The 17,494-nt window shown below is 71.6% G+C and carries 14 protein-coding genes and 1 pseudogene; 11 read left to right on the top strand and 4 right to left on the bottom strand.

Annotated elements, in window-relative coordinates; translation table 11 throughout:
• Positions 1 to 59: 59 nt before the first annotated feature.
• Positions 60 to 1,583, top strand: coding sequence for an MFS transporter (locus OG285_RS08950; RefSeq protein ID WP_371790680.1), 1,524 nt, complete (start codon positions 60 to 62; stop codon positions 1,581 to 1,583).
• A 155-nt stretch (positions 1,584 to 1,738) separates the two neighbouring features.
• Entirely contained in the window at positions 1,739 to 2,248 is a 510-nt protein-coding gene (locus OG285_RS08945; RefSeq protein WP_371790679.1) for a DinB family protein, read from the top strand.
• A 243-nt stretch (positions 2,249 to 2,491) separates the two neighbouring features.
• On the opposite strand, the pseudogene OG285_RS08940 reads toward OG285_RS08945, so the two are convergent.
• Positions 2,492 to 2,752, bottom strand: a pseudogene (locus tag OG285_RS08940) (DUF3500 domain-containing protein); the annotation flags it as partial.
• Between OG285_RS08940 and OG285_RS08935 the strand changes: the two are divergent.
• Entirely contained in the window at positions 2,664 to 2,903 is a 240-nt protein-coding gene (locus tag OG285_RS08935; RefSeq protein ID WP_371790678.1) for a winged helix-turn-helix transcriptional regulator, read from the top strand. The pseudogene OG285_RS08940 and the gene OG285_RS08935 sit on opposite strands and share 89 nt — an antisense overlap.
• 52 nt (positions 2,904 to 2,955) lie before the next feature.
• Here the strand turns inward: OG285_RS08935 and OG285_RS08930 are convergent, their stop codons facing one another.
• Positions 2,956 to 4,860, bottom strand: coding sequence for an ABC transporter ATP-binding protein (locus OG285_RS08930; protein ID WP_371790677.1), 1,905 nt, complete (start codon positions 4,858 to 4,860; stop codon positions 2,956 to 2,958).
• Positions 4,857 to 6,665: an ABC transporter ATP-binding protein gene (locus OG285_RS08925; RefSeq protein ID WP_356827023.1), complete on the bottom strand. Its 1,809-nt coding sequence runs from the start codon at positions 6,663 to 6,665 to the stop codon at positions 4,857 to 4,859. The genes OG285_RS08930 and OG285_RS08925 overlap by 4 nt, the downstream gene beginning before the upstream one ends.
• A 181-nt stretch (positions 6,666 to 6,846) precedes the next feature.
• Here OG285_RS08925 and OG285_RS08920 point away from each other — a divergent pair, with 181 nt between their 5' ends.
• From OG285_RS08920 to OG285_RS08905, 4 genes are read left to right on the top strand one after another with little or no spacing between them, the layout of a single operon-like run.
• The gene (locus OG285_RS08920) at positions 6,847 to 7,749 is read left to right on the top strand and encodes an ABC transporter ATP-binding protein (protein ID WP_371790676.1); all 903 of its coding nucleotides are present in this window, start codon (positions 6,847 to 6,849) and stop codon (positions 7,747 to 7,749) included.
• On the top strand, positions 7,746 to 8,531 hold the full coding sequence (locus OG285_RS08915) for an ABC transporter permease (protein WP_371790675.1): 786 nt from the start codon (positions 7,746 to 7,748) through the stop codon (positions 8,529 to 8,531). Before OG285_RS08920 ends, OG285_RS08915 begins: the two co-directional genes overlap by 4 nt.
• A gap of 47 nt (positions 8,532 to 8,578) precedes the next feature.
• Positions 8,579 to 9,886 carry a sensor histidine kinase gene (locus OG285_RS08910; RefSeq protein WP_371790674.1) on the top strand — a complete coding sequence of 436 codons (1,308 nt, stop codon included), beginning with the start codon at positions 8,579 to 8,581 and terminating at the stop codon, positions 9,884 to 9,886.
• Positions 9,876 to 10,517 carry a response regulator transcription factor gene (locus OG285_RS08905; RefSeq protein WP_356827019.1) on the top strand — a complete coding sequence of 214 codons (642 nt, stop codon included), beginning with the start codon at positions 9,876 to 9,878 and terminating at the stop codon, positions 10,515 to 10,517. Before OG285_RS08910 ends, OG285_RS08905 begins: the two co-directional genes overlap by 11 nt.
• A 31-nt stretch (positions 10,518 to 10,548) precedes the next feature.
• On the opposite strand, the gene glgX is transcribed toward OG285_RS08905, so the two are convergent.
• Entirely contained in the window at positions 10,549 to 12,834 is a 2,286-nt protein-coding gene (glgX, locus tag OG285_RS08900) for a glycogen debranching protein GlgX (RefSeq protein WP_371790673.1), read from the bottom strand.
• A gap of 151 nt (positions 12,835 to 12,985) precedes the next feature.
• Here glgX and OG285_RS08895 point away from each other — a divergent pair, with 151 nt between their 5' ends.
• The 4 genes from OG285_RS08895 (at position 12,986) to OG285_RS08880 (ending at position 17,231) form a co-directional block, all read left to right on the top strand.
• Complete coding sequence (locus OG285_RS08895) at positions 12,986 to 14,188, top strand: Ig-like domain-containing protein (RefSeq protein ID WP_356827017.1); 1,203 nt, start codon at positions 12,986 to 12,988, stop codon at positions 14,186 to 14,188.
• Between the two features lie 188 nt (positions 14,189 to 14,376).
• Positions 14,377 to 15,630, top strand: coding sequence for an Ig-like domain-containing protein (locus OG285_RS08890; RefSeq protein WP_371790672.1), 1,254 nt, complete (start codon positions 14,377 to 14,379; stop codon positions 15,628 to 15,630).
• An 87-nt stretch (positions 15,631 to 15,717) separates the two neighbouring features.
• Positions 15,718 to 16,485 carry an enoyl-CoA hydratase-related protein gene (locus tag OG285_RS08885; RefSeq protein WP_356827015.1) on the top strand — a complete coding sequence of 256 codons (768 nt, stop codon included), beginning with the start codon at positions 15,718 to 15,720 and terminating at the stop codon, positions 16,483 to 16,485.
• Between the two features lie 221 nt (positions 16,486 to 16,706).
• Entirely contained in the window at positions 16,707 to 17,231 is a 525-nt protein-coding gene (locus OG285_RS08880; RefSeq protein ID WP_356827014.1) for an ATP-binding protein, read from the top strand.
• Positions 17,232 to 17,494: the final 263 nt, after the last annotated feature.

Below are 17,494 nucleotides of genomic sequence, written 5' to 3'. Positions count from 1 at the left end.
CACTACGGTGCATCAGGGTGCTGTTTGCGGTGTACACACGGCGCTGCTTCGCTCCCGGCATGACCCCTACAGCACCCACCGCGGGCCGCCGGGAATGGATCGCGCTCGCCGTCCTCATGCTCCCGCTGCTCCTCGTCTCGATGGACGTCTCCATCCTCTACTTCGCCATCCCGTACATCAGCCGGGACCTGGAGCCGAGCGCCACCCAGCAGCTGTGGATGCTCGACATGTACGGCTTCGTACTGGCCGGGCTGCTGATCACGATGGGCGCGCTCGGCGACCGCGTCGGACGGCGCCGGCTGGTGCTTGCGGGCGCCGCCCTCTTCGGCGCGGCATCGGTCGCGGCGGCGTACGCCCACAGCGCCGAACAGCTCATCGCTGTCAGGGCGTTGCTCGGCGTCGGCGGCGCCGCGCTGATGCCGTCGACCCTCGGACTCATCCGCCATCTCTTCCGGGACGAGAAGCAGCGCGGGAAGGCCGTCGCCCTGTGGACCGCGGTGATGACCACCGGCATCTCGCTCGGCCCGGTGGTCAGCGGACTGCTGCTCGCCCACTTCTGGTGGGGCTCGGTCTTCCTGGTCAACCTGCCGGCGATGGCCCTGCTGCTGGTTCTCGGCCCGCTGCTGCTCCCGGAGTTCAGAACACCCGCCCGCGGCCCGTTCGACCTGCTGAGCGCGGTGCTCTCGCTGGCCACGCTGCTCCCCGTCATCAGAGGAGTCAAGGAGCTGGCGGCGCACGGATACACCCCGCTGTCCGCGCTCTCCGTCACCGCGGGCCTGGCCCTCGGCGTGGTCTTCGTACGGCGTCAGCAGCGCCTGGACCACCCGATGGTCGACCTCGCGCTGCTGCGCCGACCGGCCTTCTGCGGCTCGCTGCTCGCCAATCTGCTGGCCATGTTCGCGACGGTCGGGTTCGCTGTCTTCCTCACCCAGTACCTCCAGAGCGTGCTGGGCCAGAGCCCGCTCGTGGCGGCCCTCTGGTCGCTGGTCCCGATGGCGGGTGTGGCGGTGCTCGCGCCGGCCGGCGCCCTGCTCGCCAAGCGCTTCGACCGCGCGTACGTCATGGGCGCGGGCTTCGCCGTCTCTGCGTGCGGCTTCCTCTGGCTGAGCCGGGTGGGCGGGGATTCACCGCTCTGGTTCACGCTGGCGGGCTCGGCGGTGTACGCGGGCGGTCTGGTCGCCGCCATGACACTCGCCAATGAACTCGCCCTGGGAGCGGCCCCGCCGGAGCGTGCGGGCTCGGCCGCCGCCGTCCTGGAATCCGGGCAGGAGCTGGGCGGAGCCCTGGGCATGGCCATCCTGGGATCCATCGGGGCCGCCGTGTACCGGAGCGACATGGCCGGGGCACCCGGCGCCGTCCGCGAGACGCTGGGCGGTGCGACCGCGGTGGCCCACGGCGCGCTGCTCACGTCCGCCCACCACGCGTTCGTCCACGGCCTGGACTTCGCGGCGGTCGGCGCGGCGGTGGCGATGGCGGGCGCCGCGGTGCTCTCCGTCGTACTGCTGCGGGGTGCCGGTCCGGCGGGGGAGCCGGACAACAGCCCCGCAGGCGGGCGGCAGTCCGTATCCGCGCCGGTGGGCTGAGCCCTCCTTCCACGGAGGACGGGTCCTGCCGTCGCCTCGCCCGTGAGGCGGGACGCCACGTGGGCACCCCCGCCGGCAAGGTGGCAGCCTGGGCCTCCGGGCGGGGCGCACGGACCCTGCGCGGCGAAACGCAGATACGGACGAGGAGCACGGCAGTGGCCGATGACAACCGCACAGGGTCGCCCAGGACCGGAAGCGAACGCGACACGCTGCGGGCGTTCCTCGACTACCACCGCGCGACCCTTGCCATGAAGTGCGAAGGGCTGACCGACGAGGAGCTGCGCCAGCAGTCGATGCCGCCGTCCACGCTGTCGCTGCTCGGTCTGGTGCGGCACCTGGCAGAGGTGGAACGCACCTGGTTCCATCGGGTGTTCGAGGACAGCGACGCACCCATGGTCTGGTCCGACAGGACCGACTTCCAGGCGGCGTACGACGCGAGCCGGTCGACCAGGGCCGAGGCGTTCGCGGCCTGGGAGGCCGAGGTGGAGCGCTCGCGCCGTATCGAGCGGGAGGCCGATTCGCTGGACCGGGCCGGGTACCAGCCCAGGTGGGGCGAGGAGGTGTCGCTGCGGATGGTGATGGTGCACGTACTTCTGGAGTACGGCCGCCACAACGGGCACGCGGACCTTCTGCGTGAGGGCGTCGACGGGACCGTGGGCGCCTGAGTCCGGCGACGGCGAGCCCCCTTGTAGGTTCCATGGCTTCGTGAGCACTGGTTCTTCGTGCAACGCCGGGGCTCGCCGGGCTTGACCCGTGTCGGCTCGGTCAGCCGCCGTGGTGGAGCCGGTAGCACTCGCGGACGAGCGCCAGCGTGCGCGCGGCCTGGCAGCGGGAGACGGTCGGGACAGACCCGGATCAAGTCCACCAGAATCGAAGGCCGTGACGTCCTCGAGCCGTCCCGTCCCGGTCGTCGGCTCGGCACCGAGGAACACCGGGGCGAGAACCACCTGCCCTCCGACGCAGACGCAGTGCAGGTCCATGTGATGGCCCATCAGTTGCCATCCACGGGGAATCGCCCGAAGGAGTCCCGAAGACGGTGAACCAGTAGGCGAACTCCGTGAGGTGTCCCGGTAGTCGTCGATGAGCTCGCCCAGCCTCCGCGCGGCCTCGAACGGGACGGGCTCGTGCGCCGCCGTCCATCCCGAAGTCCCGGTCCGCGTCGAGTACACGCTCACCGGGGCGGGCTGCACTCTGCGCGGGCCGCTGGGCGCGCTGGAGGAATGGTCGATCGCGCACCTCAGTAACGTGTCAGCGGCGCAGGAAGCCTACGACCGCGCGCATCGACCTCCCCCTCCCGCCTCCACGGAACGCGACACGTAACGCTGCGATGTCGGCGCGGGCGCGCACCGAATCGCGGAACCCGCCCCCCGGTTCACCCCACCACGCTCTCCTGCCAGGCCCGGTGCAGCCCCGCGAACTGGCCGCTCCCGCCGATGAGTTCCTCCGGCGGGCCGTCCTCGATGATCCGGCCGTTCTCCATCACCAGGACCCGGTCGGCGATCTCCACCGTGGACAGCCGGTGGGCGATGACCACGGCGGTGCGGCCGTGCAGCACCGTGTCCATGGCGTGCTGCACCGCCCGCTCGCCCGGGATGTCCAGCGAGCTGGTCGCCTCGTCCAGGATCAGTACGGCCGGGTCGGCCAGCAGCGCCCGGGCGAACGCCACCAGCTGTCGCTGGCCCGCGGAGATCCGGCCGCCCCGCTTGCGTACGTCCGTGTCGTACCCCTCCGGCAGCGCGCTGATGAAGTCGTGCGCGCCGATCGCCTTCGCCGCCCGCTCGATCTCGGCGGGGGTGGCCTCCGGGCGGCCGATGGCGATGTTCTCGGCGATCGTCCCGGAGAAGAGGAACGCCTCCTGCGTCACCATGACGACCCCGCGCCGCAGTTCAGGCACGTCCAGGTCGCCCAGGTCGACGCCGTCGAGCCGCACCTGTCCCTCGGTCGGGTCGTAGAACCGGGCCAGCAGCTTGGCGAGGGTCGACTTGCCCGCGCCGGTCGAGCCGACCACCGCGACGGTCTGGCCCGCCGGGATGGTGAGGTCGAAGCGCGGCAGTACCTCGCCGCCGGTGCGGTACGCGAACCCGACGCCATCGAACACGACCTCGCGTCCCGGGTGTTCGGAGGCGAGGACGGGCAGCTCACGCGGGGACACCGGAGCCGGGACCGTCGGCTCCTGGGCCAGCAGTCCGGCGATCTTCTCCAGCGAGGCGGCGGCCGACTGGTACGAGTTGAGGAACATGCCCAGCCGGTCGATCGGGTCGTACAGCCTGCGCAGATACAGCACCGAGGCCGCCAGCACACCGAGTTCGAGCCCGCCCCGGGTGACCCGGTAGGCGCCCCACAGCACGATGCAGGCGACGGCGGTGTTGGCGACCAGGCGGGAGCCGGTCACGTAGCGGGCCATCTCCAGCATGGAGTCGCCGTTGAACCGCTCGTGGCGGTGGTTGAGCCGGTCGAACTCCGCGTCGTTGGCGTGCTCCCGGCGGAAGGCGCGCACCGGCCGGATGCCGTTCATCGTCTCGGCGAACTTCACGATGACGGCGGCGACCGCGGTCGAGCGGCGGCTGAACACCGCGGTGGCCCGCCGCTGGTAGTTCCGGATCAGCAGGTACAGCGGCAGGAACGAGAGCACGGCGACCCCGCCGAGCCCGGGGTCCAGCCAGAGCAGCATGGCGCAGATGTAGACGGCGGAGAGCACGACGCCGATGAGTTCCTGGAGGCCTTCGCTGAGCAGTTCGCGCAGCGACTCCACATCGCTGGTGGAGCGCGAGATCAGCCGGCCCGACGTGTAGCGCTCGTGGAAGTCCACACTCAGCGCCTGCGCGTGGCGGAAGATCCGGCCCCGCAGGTCCAGCAGGGCACCCTGGTTGACCCGGGCGGAGACCTGCACGAACGCGTACTGCAGTCCTCCGGAGAGCAGCGCACTGGCCAGGTAGCCGACGCCCACGGCGATCAGCGGGCCGTGGTCGTTGTCGCGGAACGCGGGGACGCCGGTGTCGATGGCGTACGCGACGAGCAGCGGCCCGGCCTGCACGGCCGCCTGCTGGACCAGCATCAGCACGGCGGAGACGATGGCCGCCGTCCGGTGCGGTGCGATGAGCGAGCGCAGCAGGGCGCCGGTCGCGCCGGGCGGCGCGGGCAGCGCGTCCTTGTCGAACGGGTCGTCACCGGTCTTCCGCGGTACGGCCGCGGGGCCCGTGTCGGGCCCGGATCCGGGCTCACGGCCCGGCACCGGCTCCGGTTCCACGGCCTCCCGGCCGTCGACGGTGGTGGTCATCGGGTCCCGTCCCCTTCGGCGCCGGACATCAGCCAGGCGTACTCGGCGTTGCTCTGCAGAAGTTCGTGGTGGGTGCCGACCGCTCCGATGCGTCCGTCGGAAAGGAGCGCGACCCGGTCGGCGAGCAGCACGGTGGACGGCCGGTGCGCGATGACGAGCGCCGTCGTCTCCGCCAGTACCCGGCGCAGGGCGGCCTCCACCAGGGCCTCGGTGTGCACGTCCAGCGCGGACAGCGGATCGTCGAGGACCAGGAAGCGCGGCCGGCCGACGACGGCCCGGGCCAGCGCGAGGCGCTGGCGCTGGCCGCCCGACAGGCTCAGCCCCTGTTCGCCGACCTGGGTGTCCGGGCCGTGCGGCAGCTCGTGCACGAAGCCGGCCTGGGCGGTGGACAGGGCGCGCAGCAGCGCGTCGTCGTCCGCGCCCGCGGCGCCCATCCGGACGTTCTCGCCGACGCTCGCGGAGAAGAGGGTGGGCTCCTCGAAGGCGACCGACACCAGTTCGCGCAGCTCCTGGCGGGGCATCGCGGTGATGTCCTGACCGTCGAGGGTGATGCGGCCCCCGGTGATCTCGTGCAGCCGCGGTACGAGGGCGGTGAGCGTGGTCTTGCCCGAACCGGTGGCGCCCACCAGGGCCAGCGTCTCGCCGGACCTGATGTGCAGATCGATGCCGTCGAGGACGGGCGGGCTGCCGGGGGCGGCGTCGGGATAACGGAACTCGACGCCCTCGAAGCGCAGGCCGCCGTCACTGGCCGGGCCGGCACCGGAGGGGCCGTCCCGACCGGGGCTGAGCGCGTCCGGCCCGGCGGTGTCCGCCTCCTCGGCCACGTCGATCACCTCGAAGTACCGCTGGGTGGCGGCCGCCGCGTCCTGGCTGATCGCCAGGAGGAAGCCGATCGACTCCACCGGCCAGCGCAGCGCGAGCGCGGTGGAGAGGAAGGCGACGAGGGTGCCCGCGGAGAGATGCCCGTCGGCGACCTGGACCGTGCCGAGGACCAGGGCGGCGCCGATCGCCAGCTCGGGAATGGTCGTGATCACCGCCCAGATGCCCGCCAGGAGCCGGGCCTTGACCAGTTCCGTCGAGCGCAGCCGCCCGGACAGCTCGCGGAAGGCCAGGGCCTGGCTGCGGTGGCGTCCGAAGCCCTTGATGATGCGGATGCCGAGGACGCTCTCCTCGACGACCGTGGTGAGATCGCCGACCTGGTCCTGGGAGACCCTGGCGACCTTGGAGTACTTCGTCTCGAAGATCTTGCAGACGATGACCAGCGGAATCGCGGGAGCCAGCAGCACCAGCCCCAGCGTCCACCGCTGCACCAGCAGGATGGCGAAGCCGGCCACGATCGTCACTCCGTTGACGAGGAGGAACGTCAGCGGGAAGGCGAGGAACATCCGCACGATCATCAGATCCGTCGTGCCGCGCGAGAGCAGCTGGCCGGACGGCCACCGGTCGTGGAAGGCCACCGGAAGGCGTTGCAGACGGCGGTAGAGGGCGGCGCGCATCGACGCCTCGACCCAGGAGAGCGGCCGGGCGACCAGCCACCGCCGGAGGCCGAAAAGCAGCGCCTCGGCGACCCCGAGCCCGAACAGCGTCAGCGCGCCGAGCCAGACCCCGCGGGTGTCCCGGTCGGTCACCGGGCCGTCGACGATCCACTTCAGTACGAGCGGGATGACCAGGCTCAGACAGGAGGCGATCACCCCGACGAGCGCGGCAGTGGCCAGCCGTCTTCGCACCGGCCGTACGTACGGCCAGAGCCGCAGCAGGGAACGCACACCGGAGAGTTGTCTGTCTGTTGCATGTGTTTCGGGCATCGGGCGCGAGCCTACGGTTCGGCACTGACAGCGCCCACCGGATTTCGTGGCGGCCCGCGCGTCCACCCGGGCCGCGGCCCGGCTGCCGGGAGGTCGTACCCCGGCATCAGCCGATCGGCTGATGCCGGTTCGAGCGCGATGGCGGATGCCGCGCGACTCCGTCTCCCGGGAGCCTGGTGGCATGGCAATCATCGAAGTGGACGGACTGCGGAAGGCGTACGGCGGCAGGCACGCCGTTGACGGGGTGTCCTTCGCCGTCGAGGTGGGGGAGATCTTCGGGATCCTCGGGCCGAACGGCGCGGGGAAGACCACGACGGTCGAGTGCGTCGGGGGGCTGCGGGTGCCCGACGGGGGCGTGGTGCGGGTGGCCGGATTCGATCCGGTCGCCGACCACGACCGGGTGACTCGGATTCTCGGCGCCCAGCTCCAGGAGAGCGAACTCCAGCCGAAGATCACGGTGCGGGAGGCGCTGGAGCTCTACTCCTCCTTCTATCCGCACCCCGCCGACTGGCGGCCGCTCGCCGAGCGGCTGGGCCTCACCGAGAAGGCCGATTCCCGCTTCGCGAAGCTGTCCGGGGGCCAGAAGCAGCGGCTCTCCATCGCACTGGCGCTGATCGGCAACCCGGAGGTGGTCGTGCTCGACGAGCTGACGACCGGGCTCGACCCGCGCGCCCGCCGCGACACCTGGAAGCTGATCGAGGACGTCAGGGACAGCGGAGTCACCGTCCTGCTCGTCACCCACTTCATGGAGGAGGCCCAGCGCCTCTGCGACCGCATCGCCGTGATCGACAAGGGCCGGGTCGCCGCGCTCGACACACCGGCCGGCCTCATCCGCCGCTCGTCCGGTTCGACGGTCATCTCCTTCACCCCCTCGCAGCCGCTCGGCGACCGTGAGCTGGACGTGCTGCCCGGCGCCGCCTCCGTGCGGCACCGGGACGGCGCACTGGTCATCGAAGGCACCGACGAGACGGTCAACGCCGTCATCACCCTGCTCGCCAGGCACCACATCACCGCCCACCAACTCCGGGTCACCGACGCCACCCTTGACGACGCGTTCCTGGACCTGACGGGAGCCGCAGCATGAGCACAGCCACCGCCACCACCCGTACGAGGACCACCGCACGGACCGGCGCGTCCGCCGCCGTCCTGCGCTCCGAGTTCCGGCTCTTCCGCCGTGAACCGGCCACCATCTTCTGGGTCATGGTGTTCCCCACCGTCCTGCTGGTGATCCTCGGCTCGATCCCGTCCTTCCGGGAGCACGACTCCTCCATCGGCGGCCAGACGCTGGTCAGCGCGTACGTCCCGGTCACCGTGCTGCTCGCGATGATCATGGCCGGGCTGCAGGCGATGCCCCAGGTGATCACCGGATACCGCGAGCGCGGCATCCTGCGCCGGATGTCCACCACACCGGTCAGGCCGCACGCGCTGCTCACCGCGCAGATGGGCCTGCACGGCGCCGCCGCGCTCGTCTCGGCCGTGCTCTCGCTCACCGTCGCGCGGACCGCTTTCAAAGTCGCCCTGCCCCAGCAGGTCTTGGGCTATCTGCTCTCGCTCGCCCTGTCGATCTGCGCCGCGCTGGCCCTGGGCTCGCTGGTGGCCGCCCTGTCGCGCAACCAGAGGGTGGCGAACGCGATCGGCTCCGCCGTCCTCTTCCCGATGATGTTCTGTGCCGGGGTCTGGCTGCCCGTCCAGGCCATGCCGGACGCCCTGGCCCACATCGTCGAACTGACCCCGTTCGGCGCCGCTGCGCAGGCCCTCAACGGGGCCGCGACGGGCGGCTGGCCCGGCTGGACCCACCTGGGCGTGCTCGCCGTGTGGACACTGCTGCTGTCGGCCGGGGCCAACCGCTGGTTCCGTTGGGAGTGACGGCGGCCACCGGCCGGTACGGACAGCGGTACGGGCAGACTGGATGGATGACACCGGACCTGACCGGCCCCGCCGCCCGGCCCGGCCGGGAGGCCGCCGCACCCCTGGTCGGCGCCAGACTGGGCGTCGGGTGGGCGGCCTTCCACCGCTGGGGCCCCTACGCGCTGCTCGCCATCTCCACCCTCGCCGCGGGCGCCACCGCGAGTGCGCTGCACATGACCCGGTACGAACTGGTCGCGGCGGCGGCTCTCACCGCCGCGGGGACCGCGCTCCAGCTGTGGTGGGGCCACGCGGCCCGCACCCGGCCCGGCCCCTCGACGGCCGGCACCTGCTACTACACCCTGCGCTGGGCGCTGGCCTTCGCCCTGACCTGGCTGAACCCCTTCTACGCGTTCTACGCGGTCACCGGCTACTTCGGCGCCGAACGGCTGCTGCCCCGCCGGCTGGTCCGGGTCGGGCTGCTCGCCAGCGCGGTCACCATGTCGGGCTCCCAGTCCGGCGGGCTGCCACCGCACGGCCCCATGGGCTGGGTGGTCTTCGGAGCGCTGTTCGGAGTCAATGTCACCCTGCTGATCGTCTTCACCCATCTCGCCACCCTGGAGGAGGAGCGTGCGGTGGAGCAGACCGAGACCATCAGCGAGCTGGAGCGCACCAACGTCCGGCTCCAGCAGGCGCTCGACGAGAACGCCGCCCTGCACGCCCAGCTCCTGGTCCAGGCACGCGAGGCCGGGGTCGCCGACGAGCGCCGCAGGCTGGCCGCCGAGATCCACGACACCATCGCGCAGGGGCTCGCCGGCATCATCACCCAGCTCCAGGTCGTCTCCGTCACCAGGACCCCGGACACCGCCCGTGAGCACCTCGCCCGCGCCCAGGAGCTGGCCCGCCACAGCCTGGGCGAGGCCCGGCGCTCCGTGCAGAACCTCAGCCCGGTCGCGCTGGCCGACGCGTCCCTCCCCGAAGCGCTGAAGGAGCTGGTCGCCGCGTGGTCGGCGACGGCGGGCGTCCGCGCCGAGTTCACCGTCACCGGCACCGTCGAGCCGCTGCACGACGAGGTCGAGGCCACCCTGCTCCGGATCGCCCAGGAGGCGCTCGCCAACACCGCGCGGCACGCCGGGGCGTCCCGGGTCGGCGTCACCCTCTCGTACATGGACGATGAGATGACCCTGGACGTACGCGACGACGGGCGCGGCTTCGACCCGCTCGCGCTGCCGCCGCGCAGCGCCGAAGGGGGCTTCGGCCTCGGCGGGATGCGCGCCCGCGCCGAGCGGATCGTGGGCACCGTGGCCGTCGAGTCCGAGCCGGGACACGGCACGGCGGTGTCGGCTCGCGTACCTTTGGTCCGCCATGAACTCTGATGTGATCACCGTGCTGATCGTCGACGACCATCCCGTGGTCCGGGACGGTCTGCGCGGCATGTTCGCCGACGCCCCCGGCTTCCAGGTGCTCGGCGAGGCCGCCGACGGCGTCGCCGGTGTCGAGCTCGCCGGCCGGCTGGATCCCGATGTGGTCCTCATGGACCTGCGGATGCCGGGCGGCAACGGCGTGGACGCCATCGCCGAACTGACCCGCCGCGGCAGCCGTGCCAAGGTGCTCGTCCTGACCACGTACGACACGGACTCCGACACCCTCCCGGCCATCGAGGCGGGCGCCACCGGCTACCTCCTCAAGGACGCCCCGCGCGACGAACTGTTCACCGCGGTGCGGGCCGCGGCCGACGGCCGTACGGTACTCTCCCCGGCGGTCGCCTCCCGGCTGGTCTCCCGGGTGCGCACCCCGGCGGCGCCGGGCCACGACGCGCTGAGCGCACGCGAACGGGAGGTGCTGGTGCTGGTCGCCAGGGGCACGTCCAACCGCGACATCGCGCGTGAGCTCTTCATCAGCGAGGCGACGGTCAAGACCCATCTGACCCATATCTATGGGAAGTTGGACGTCAAGGACCGGGCGGCGGCGGTCGCGGTGGCGTACGACCGAAAGATCCTCGGCTGAGGCCGGAACCGCCCGGCCGGCGCGGGCCGTCTCAGGCCCGCACCTTCAGCAGCAGTACCGACCGGGCCGGGACGGTGAGCGCGGCGCCACCCCGGTGCAGGGTGCCCGGCGCGGCACGCTGGTCCTCCCGCGAGGTGTCGACGAGCAGTTCGTAGGTGTCCGCCCACGGAGCCCCGGGGAGCAGGAAGTCCACCGGCCGTTCCGCCGAGTGCAGCAGCGTCAGGAAGCTGTCGTCGGTGATCCGCCGGCCCCTGGCGTCCCTGCCGGGGATGTCGCCTCCCGAGAGATAGACCCCGAGCGTGGCCGTCGGCGCGTACCAGTCCTGCTCGGTCATCTCGCGGCCGTGCGGGGTGAACCAGGCGAGATCCCGCAGCCCGTCGCCCGCCCGCGCACCGGAGAAGAACGCCCGGCGGCGCAGCACCGGATGGGCATGGCGCAGCGCCAGCAGCCTGGAGGTGAGGCCGAGCAGCATCCGCGGGCCCGGCTCGTCGAGCAGCGTCCAGTCGACCCAGCTGACCTCGTTGTCCTGGCAGTACGCGTTGTTGTTGCCGCCCTGCGTCCGCCCCATCTCGTCCCCCGCGACGAGCATCGGCACCCCGGTCGACACCAGCAGCGTCGTCAGCAGCGAGCGCAGCTGCCTCCTGCGCAGCGCGCCGATCTCCGGGTCGTCCGTCCCGCCCTCCGCGCCGCAGTTCCACGACCGGTTGTCGTCGGTGCCGTCCCGGTTGTCCTCGCCGTTGGCCTCGTTGTGCTTCTGCTGATAGGAGACCAGGTCGCGCAGGGTGAACCCGTCGTGCGCCGTGATGAAGTTGACGGAGGCCTGCGGCCGCCGCCCGCCCCAGGCGTACAGGTCGCTGGAGCCGGAGAGCCGGTATCCCAGATCGCGCACGTCGGGCAGCGCGCCCCGCCAGAAGTCCCGTACCGCGTCCCGGTAGCGGTCGTTCCACTCCGTCCACAGCGGTGGGAAGGCCCCCACCTGGTAGCCCCCGTCGCCCACGTCCCACGGCTCGGCGATCAGCTTCACCCGCCGCAGCACCGGGTCCTGGGCGATCACCGCAAGGAAGGGCGAGAGCATGTCGACGTCGTGGAAGGACCGGGCCAGCGCGGCGGCCAGATCGAAGCGGAAGCCGTCCACGCCCATCTCGGTGACCCAGTAGCGCAGCGAATCGGTGATCAGCCGCAGCACATGGGGCTGCACCACATGCAGGGTGTTGCCGCAGCCGGTGTAGTCCGCGTACCGGCGCGGGTCGTCCTGGAGCCGGTAGTAACCGCGGTTGTCGACCCCGCGCAGCGACAGCGTCGGCCCCAGCTCACCGGCCTCCGCCGTGTGGTTGTAGACGACGTCGAGGATGACCTCGATCCCGGCGGCGTGCAGCGCCTGCACCATCCTCTTGAACTCGCCGACCTGCTGGCCGCCGGTTCCGGTCGCCGCGTACCCGGCGTGCGGGGCGAAGTAGCCGACCGAGTTGTAGCCCCAGTAGTTCTTCAGCCCGCGCCGCAGCAGGTGGTCCTCGTGCGCGAACTGGTGCACCGGCAGCAGCTCGACGGCCGTCACCCCGAGCCGTACGAGATGGCCGATCGCCGCCGGGTGGGCCAGCCCCGCGTACGTCCCCCGCAGTTCCTCGGGGATCCCCGGGTGCCGCTTGGTGAAGCCGCGCACATGCAGCTCGTAGATGACGGTGTCCGCCCACGGCGTCTTGGGCCGCAGGTCGTCCGCCCACTCGTCGCCGGGGGTGTCGTCGTGGACGACGACCCCCTTGGGCACGTACGGCGCCGAGTCCCGCTCGTCGCGCACGGTGTCGGCGACCTCCTGCTCCGGCCAGTCCCTGACGTGCCCGTACACCTCGGGGGGCAGCCGGAACTCCCCGTCCACGGCGCGCGCGTACGGGTCGAGCAGCAGCTTCGCGGCGTTCCAGCGGGCCCCCGTCCACGGGTCCCAGCGGCCCCGGACGCGGTAGCCGTACCGCTGTCCCGGCCGGACCCCGGGCAGGAACCCGTGCCAGATCTCATGGGTCAGCTCGGCCAGTTCGCAGCGCGTCTCACGGCCCGCGGCGTCGAAGAGGCAGAGCTCGACGGCCTCGGCGCCGCCCGCCCAGAGCGCGAAGTTGGTACCGGCGACCCCGTCGGGCCCGACCCGGTACCGCGCCCCCAGCGGCACGGACGTACCGGGCCACACGGTCACCGCGTCGGCCACGGCGCCCGGCACCACCTCCGGCGCCGCCCCGGTCACGGCGTCCGGCACCACGTCCGGCACGACCTCCGGCACGGCTTCCTGCACCGCTTCCGGTGCGGTCTCCTGCTCGGCTGCGCTCGACACCTGTCGGCCTCCCGCGGCTCATCGGGACCGGCGGCGCGTCGGGCCCCGGCGTCCCGGCCGCGGCTCTCTCGCATGGTCCTCGCTCTTGTTCTGCCCGCAACAACCGGCAATCTCACGTTTCCCCCGCAGGGGGGTGGTCGTTGAGCGCTCCGTGAGACAACTGACAAAGCGGACACGGGCGGGCGTCGCGGCCGCACTGGTATGGGCGGGGCTGATGGCCGGACTGGCCGGATGCGGATCCGGCTCCGACGGGAAACCGCGGGCCCCGGAAGAAGCCATCCGGGTGGTGCCGGACGACGGCGCGAAGGACATCGGCGCACACGACCGGGTCGAAGTACGTGTACCGGACGGGCAGCGGCTCGAACATGTCACGGTCTACGGCGTCACGGACGGGCACCGCGAGGTGCTCCCCGGCAGCGTCTCCGACGACGGCCGGACCTGGAAGCCGGACGGCGGCCGGCTGGGGCTCGGCTCCGAGTACTCCGTGGACGCGGTGGCCTCCGACGGGGACGGCCACACCCTGGCCCGCCACACCACCTTCACCACGTACGTCCCGCCGCACCGCTTCATCGGCTACTTCACACCGGAGAACGGCTCCACCGTCGGCACGGGCATGATCGTCTCCTTCAACTTCAACCGCCCCGTCGAGAACCGTTCCGCGGTGGAGCGGGCGATCCGCGTCACCGCCACCCCTGCGGTGCCGGTCGAGGGCCACTGGTTCGGCAGGAGCCGTCTGGACTTCCGCCCGGACGCGTACTGGAAGCCGGGCACCCGGGTCTCCGTCGGGCTGCGGCTGCGGGACGTCCAGGCGGCGCCTGGGGTGTACGGGACCCAGCAGAAGACAGTCGGCTTCACCGTGGGCCGCTCGCAGGTGTCCGTGATCGACACGGCGGCGCACACCATGGCGGTACGCCGTGACGGCGCCCTGCTGACGACCCTTCCGGTCACCGCGGGCGCCGTGAAACACACCACGTACAACGGCAGGATGGTCGTCATGGAGAAGCACGCCGTGACCCGGATGAACGGCCGGACGGTCGGCTTCGGCGGTGAGTACGACATCCCGGACGTCCCGCACGCGATGCGGCTGACCAACTCGGGAACCTTCCTGCACGGCAACTACTGGGCGCCCGCCCGTACCTTCGGCGCGTCCAACACCAGCCACGGCTGCGTCGGGCTGCGCGATGTGCGCGGCGGCAGTGCCACGTCCCCGGCCGGCTGGCTCTTCGACCACACACTGATCGGAGATGTGGTCGAGGTGGTCAACTCCCGGGACACGAAGGTCGCCCCGGACAACGGGCTGGGCGGCTGGAACCTGGACTGGGCGGCCTGGAGGTCCGGCTCCGCGCTCGACTGAGGTGGCGCCCGCCCGCCCTGCCCCCATGACCCGCGCGCCCGCGCCCGGTTGGGACTGAACGGTGACATGGCCGGGGAGTCCGGCCGGCCCGCGCTGCGATTATTCTGTGAAATCAGTGCGCGCGGACAGGGCGCGCGGGGGTACGTGCTCCGGCGGCGCCGGGACGTGCGCGAGGGGAGACCACCACATTGAACGGGCGACCGATATCGGGGACATCGGCCGGGGGCCGGTCCGTGCGCGGGCCGCGGAGCGGGCGGCCCGTACTGCCGGCCGTGCTCCTGGGCGCGCTGCTGCTGCTCGTCACGGCGTGCGGCGGTTCGGGGAACGACAGCGGTGGGAAGGCGAAGCAGGGCGCGGGCAAGGGGGCCGGTTCCGCGGCCTCGCAGGCGGTCGTGACGGTGGCCCCGGCCGACGGCGCCGAGTCGGTGGCCACCAGCGACGCGCTGAAGGTCACGGCGGACCGGGGCAGGCTGACCTCCGTCACGGTCCAGGACGCCAAGGGCAACGAGGTCCCGGGCCGTATCGCGGCGGGCGGCGCCGGCTGGCAGCCGCTTCAGCACCTGCCCGCCGCCACCAGGTTCAAGGTGCATGCGGTCGCCAAGGACGCCGAGGGCCGGGAGTCCGCGAAGGACACGGTCTTCACCACGCTCGTGCCGAAGAACACCTTCGTCGGCCAGTACACGCCCGAGGACGGCTCGACCGTCGGGGTCGGTATGCCGGTCTCGATCCACTTCACCCGGGGGATCACCCACCCCAAGGACGTCGAGGACGCGATCAAGGTGACGGCCGACCCCGCCGTACCGGTCGAGGGCCACTGGTTCGGCAACGACCGCCTCGACATCCGCCCCGAGAAGTACTGGGCCGCGGGCACCAAGGTGACGGTGAAGCTGAACCTCGACGGCGTCGAGGGCCGGCCCGGGGTGTACGGGAAGCAGACCAGGACCGTGAAGTTCACCGTCGGCCGCTCCATGGTCTCCACGGTGGACGCGGACCGGCACACCATGAAGGTCGTCAAGGACGGCAAGCTGATCAGGACCATCCCGATCAGCGCGGGCGCCCCGGCGACCACGACGTACAACGGCCAGATGGTCATCAGCGAGAAGTACGCGGTGACCCGGATGAACGGCGCCACCGTCGGGTTCGGCGGCGAGTACGACATCAAGGACGTGCCGCACGCGATGCGCCTGTCCGACTCCGGCACCTTCGTGCACGGCAACTACTGGGCGTCCAACAGCACGTTCGGCGCCGCCAACACCAGCCACGGCTGTGTCGGCCTGCACGACGTGCGCGGTGGCTGGAGCAAGGAGACCCCGGCCGCCTGGTACTACAACAGGTCGATCGTCGGTGACGTGGTGATCGTCAAGAACTCGCACGACAGGACGATCCAGCCGGACAACGGGCTCAATGGCTGGAACATGTCCTGGGCGGACTGGAAGAAGTAGGAGCGTCCGGCCTCCGCCGCCGCGGCCCGGTGCACTGTGACCAAGTGCACCGGGCCGCACGGCGTTAGCCACCGTTAACCTGCTGTCATGACAGTCACCCTCGAAGTCTCCGAAGGCGTCGGCACGATCCGTCTGGACCGCCCGCCGATGAACGCACTCGACGTCGCCGTCCAGGACCGGATCCGCGAGCTCGCCGAGGAGGTGTCCGGCCGCGACGACGTACGCGCCGTGGTGCTCTACGGCGGCGAGAAGGTGTTCGCGGCCGGAGCGGACATCAAGGAGATGCAGGCCATGGACCATGCGGCGATGGTCGTCCGCTCCCGGGCCCTGCAGGACTCCTTCACCGCCGTGGCCCGGATCCCCAAGCCCGTGGTCGCGGCGGTCACCGGATACGCGCTGGGCGGCGGCTGCGAACTGGCCCTCTGCGCCGACTTCCGTATCGCGGCCGACAACGCCAAACTCGGCCAGCCCGAGATCCTGCTGGGCCTGATCCCCGGCGCCGGCGGCACCCAGCGGCTCTCCCGGCTGATCGGCCCGTCCAGGGCCAAGGACCTGATCTTCACCGGCCGTCAGGTCAAGGCGCCCGAGGCGCTCACCCTCGGTCTGGTCGACCGGGTCGTCCCGGCGGCCGAGGTGTACGAGCAGGCGCACGCCTGGGCGGCACGGCTCGCCCAGGGGCCGGCCATCGCGCTGCGCGCCGCCAAGGAGTCCGTCGACGCGGGTCTGGAGACGGATCTCGACACCGGACTGGCCATCGAGCGCACCTGGTTCGCCGGTCTCTTCGCGACGGAGGACCGTGAACGGGGCATGCGCAGCTTCGTCGAAGAGGGCCCCGGCAAGGCCAAGTTCCGCTGAGGGGTACCCGGTTGGGTGGATTAGCTGCTCCTTAAGGGAACCTTAAGGAGTGAGCGATCACTGCTCTTGAATTTCGTTCATGAGGAGGGGATCCTCGCAGCTCAGGGTGGGTGTGATGACCCTTGCAATGCCATGTGCATATGCCAAAATGCGGGGTGCCCGACCCTGGTCCCCGGCTGCGGATTCCGCAGGAACGGCCCCGGAGGCCGCTTCGGGCAGCCATGATGGGGGACATGGCGGGCCTGGAGGGTGTGGAGCAGCCGCGGCAGCGCGCTCATGCGGATGCCGCGCGATGGGCGCCGACCGTTGAGGACGAACAGGCTCTGAAGGCACTGGAGTTGTTCGGCAGTCCAACGGAGGCGGAGGTACGCCTGGCGTCCCGTCCGGAGTCCGCGGCGACCGCGCGGCGGCTCACCCACGGCGTCGTACTGCGGCAGTGGGGGCTCTCCCCGCAGACCGCCGAGTACGCGGTGTTACTCGTGTCGGAACTCGTCGGCAACGCGGTCCGCCACACCGGCGCGCGCGTCTTCGGGCTCCGGATGCTGCGCCGCCGGGGCTGGATCCGGGTCGAGGTCCGTGACCCGTCCCGCGGGCTGCCCTGTCTGATGCCGGTCCAGCCGATGGATGTGAGCGGCCGGGGCCTCTTCCTGGTCGACAAACTCTCGGACCGGTGGGGGGTGGACCTGCTGCCGCGCGGCAAGACCACCTGGTTCGAGATGCGGGTCGCCGACCGTCAGTCCTCCTGAGGGCCGTACCGGTGTACCGCCGTACCGGTGGAAGAGGCGCCCGTGGCGCCGGGGTGTCACCCGGTTGTACCCGTCCGGATCACAGCGTGGCTTCTGTGAATCCCAGGTGAAGTGAACATCTGTCCTGCGAATCGATGATTGTGTGCGAGATTCGCTGACTGAATGTCGGATCCGGACCTCGGTTGACCGCGCCTGAGGGCTTCCTGCCGCAGCCCGGCGGGAAGAGGCAAAAAGGGCCGCTCCGGGTGATTCCTCATTAAATG

Origin of the sequence: Streptomyces sp. NBC_01471, assembly GCF_041438865.1 — a bacterium.
Lineage (GTDB): Bacteria > Actinomycetota > Actinomycetes > Streptomycetales > Streptomycetaceae > Streptomyces.
This window is presented reverse-complemented; position numbering and strand designations above follow the sequence as displayed.

Coding starts and splice junctions, on each gene's coding strand:
- OG285_RS08915 (WP_371790675.1), top strand. CDS start 7,746: ATGAGCACAGCCACCGCCACCACCCGTACGAGGACCACCGCACGGACC.
- OG285_RS08905 (WP_356827019.1), top strand. CDS start 9,876: ATGAACTCTGATGTGATCACCGTGCTGATCGTCGACGACCATCCCGTG.
- OG285_RS08880 (WP_356827014.1), top strand. CDS start 16,707: ATGATGGGGGACATGGCGGGCCTGGAGGGTGTGGAGCAGCCGCGGCAG.
- OG285_RS08910 (WP_371790674.1), top strand. CDS start 8,579: ATGACACCGGACCTGACCGGCCCCGCCGCCCGGCCCGGCCGGGAGGCC.
- OG285_RS08935 (WP_371790678.1), top strand. CDS start 2,664: ATGAGCTCGCCCAGCCTCCGCGCGGCCTCGAACGGGACGGGCTCGTGC.
- OG285_RS08950 (WP_371790680.1), top strand. CDS start 60: ATGACCCCTACAGCACCCACCGCGGGCCGCCGGGAATGGATCGCGCTC.
- OG285_RS08925 (WP_356827023.1), bottom strand. CDS start 6,665: ATGCCCGAAACACATGCAACAGACAGACAACTCTCCGGTGTGCGTTCC.
- OG285_RS08930 (WP_371790677.1), bottom strand. CDS start 4,860: ATGACCACCACCGTCGACGGCCGGGAGGCCGTGGAACCGGAGCCGGTG.
- OG285_RS08885 (WP_356827015.1), top strand. CDS start 15,718: ATGACAGTCACCCTCGAAGTCTCCGAAGGCGTCGGCACGATCCGTCTG.
- OG285_RS08920 (WP_371790676.1), top strand. CDS start 6,847: ATGGCAATCATCGAAGTGGACGGACTGCGGAAGGCGTACGGCGGCAGG.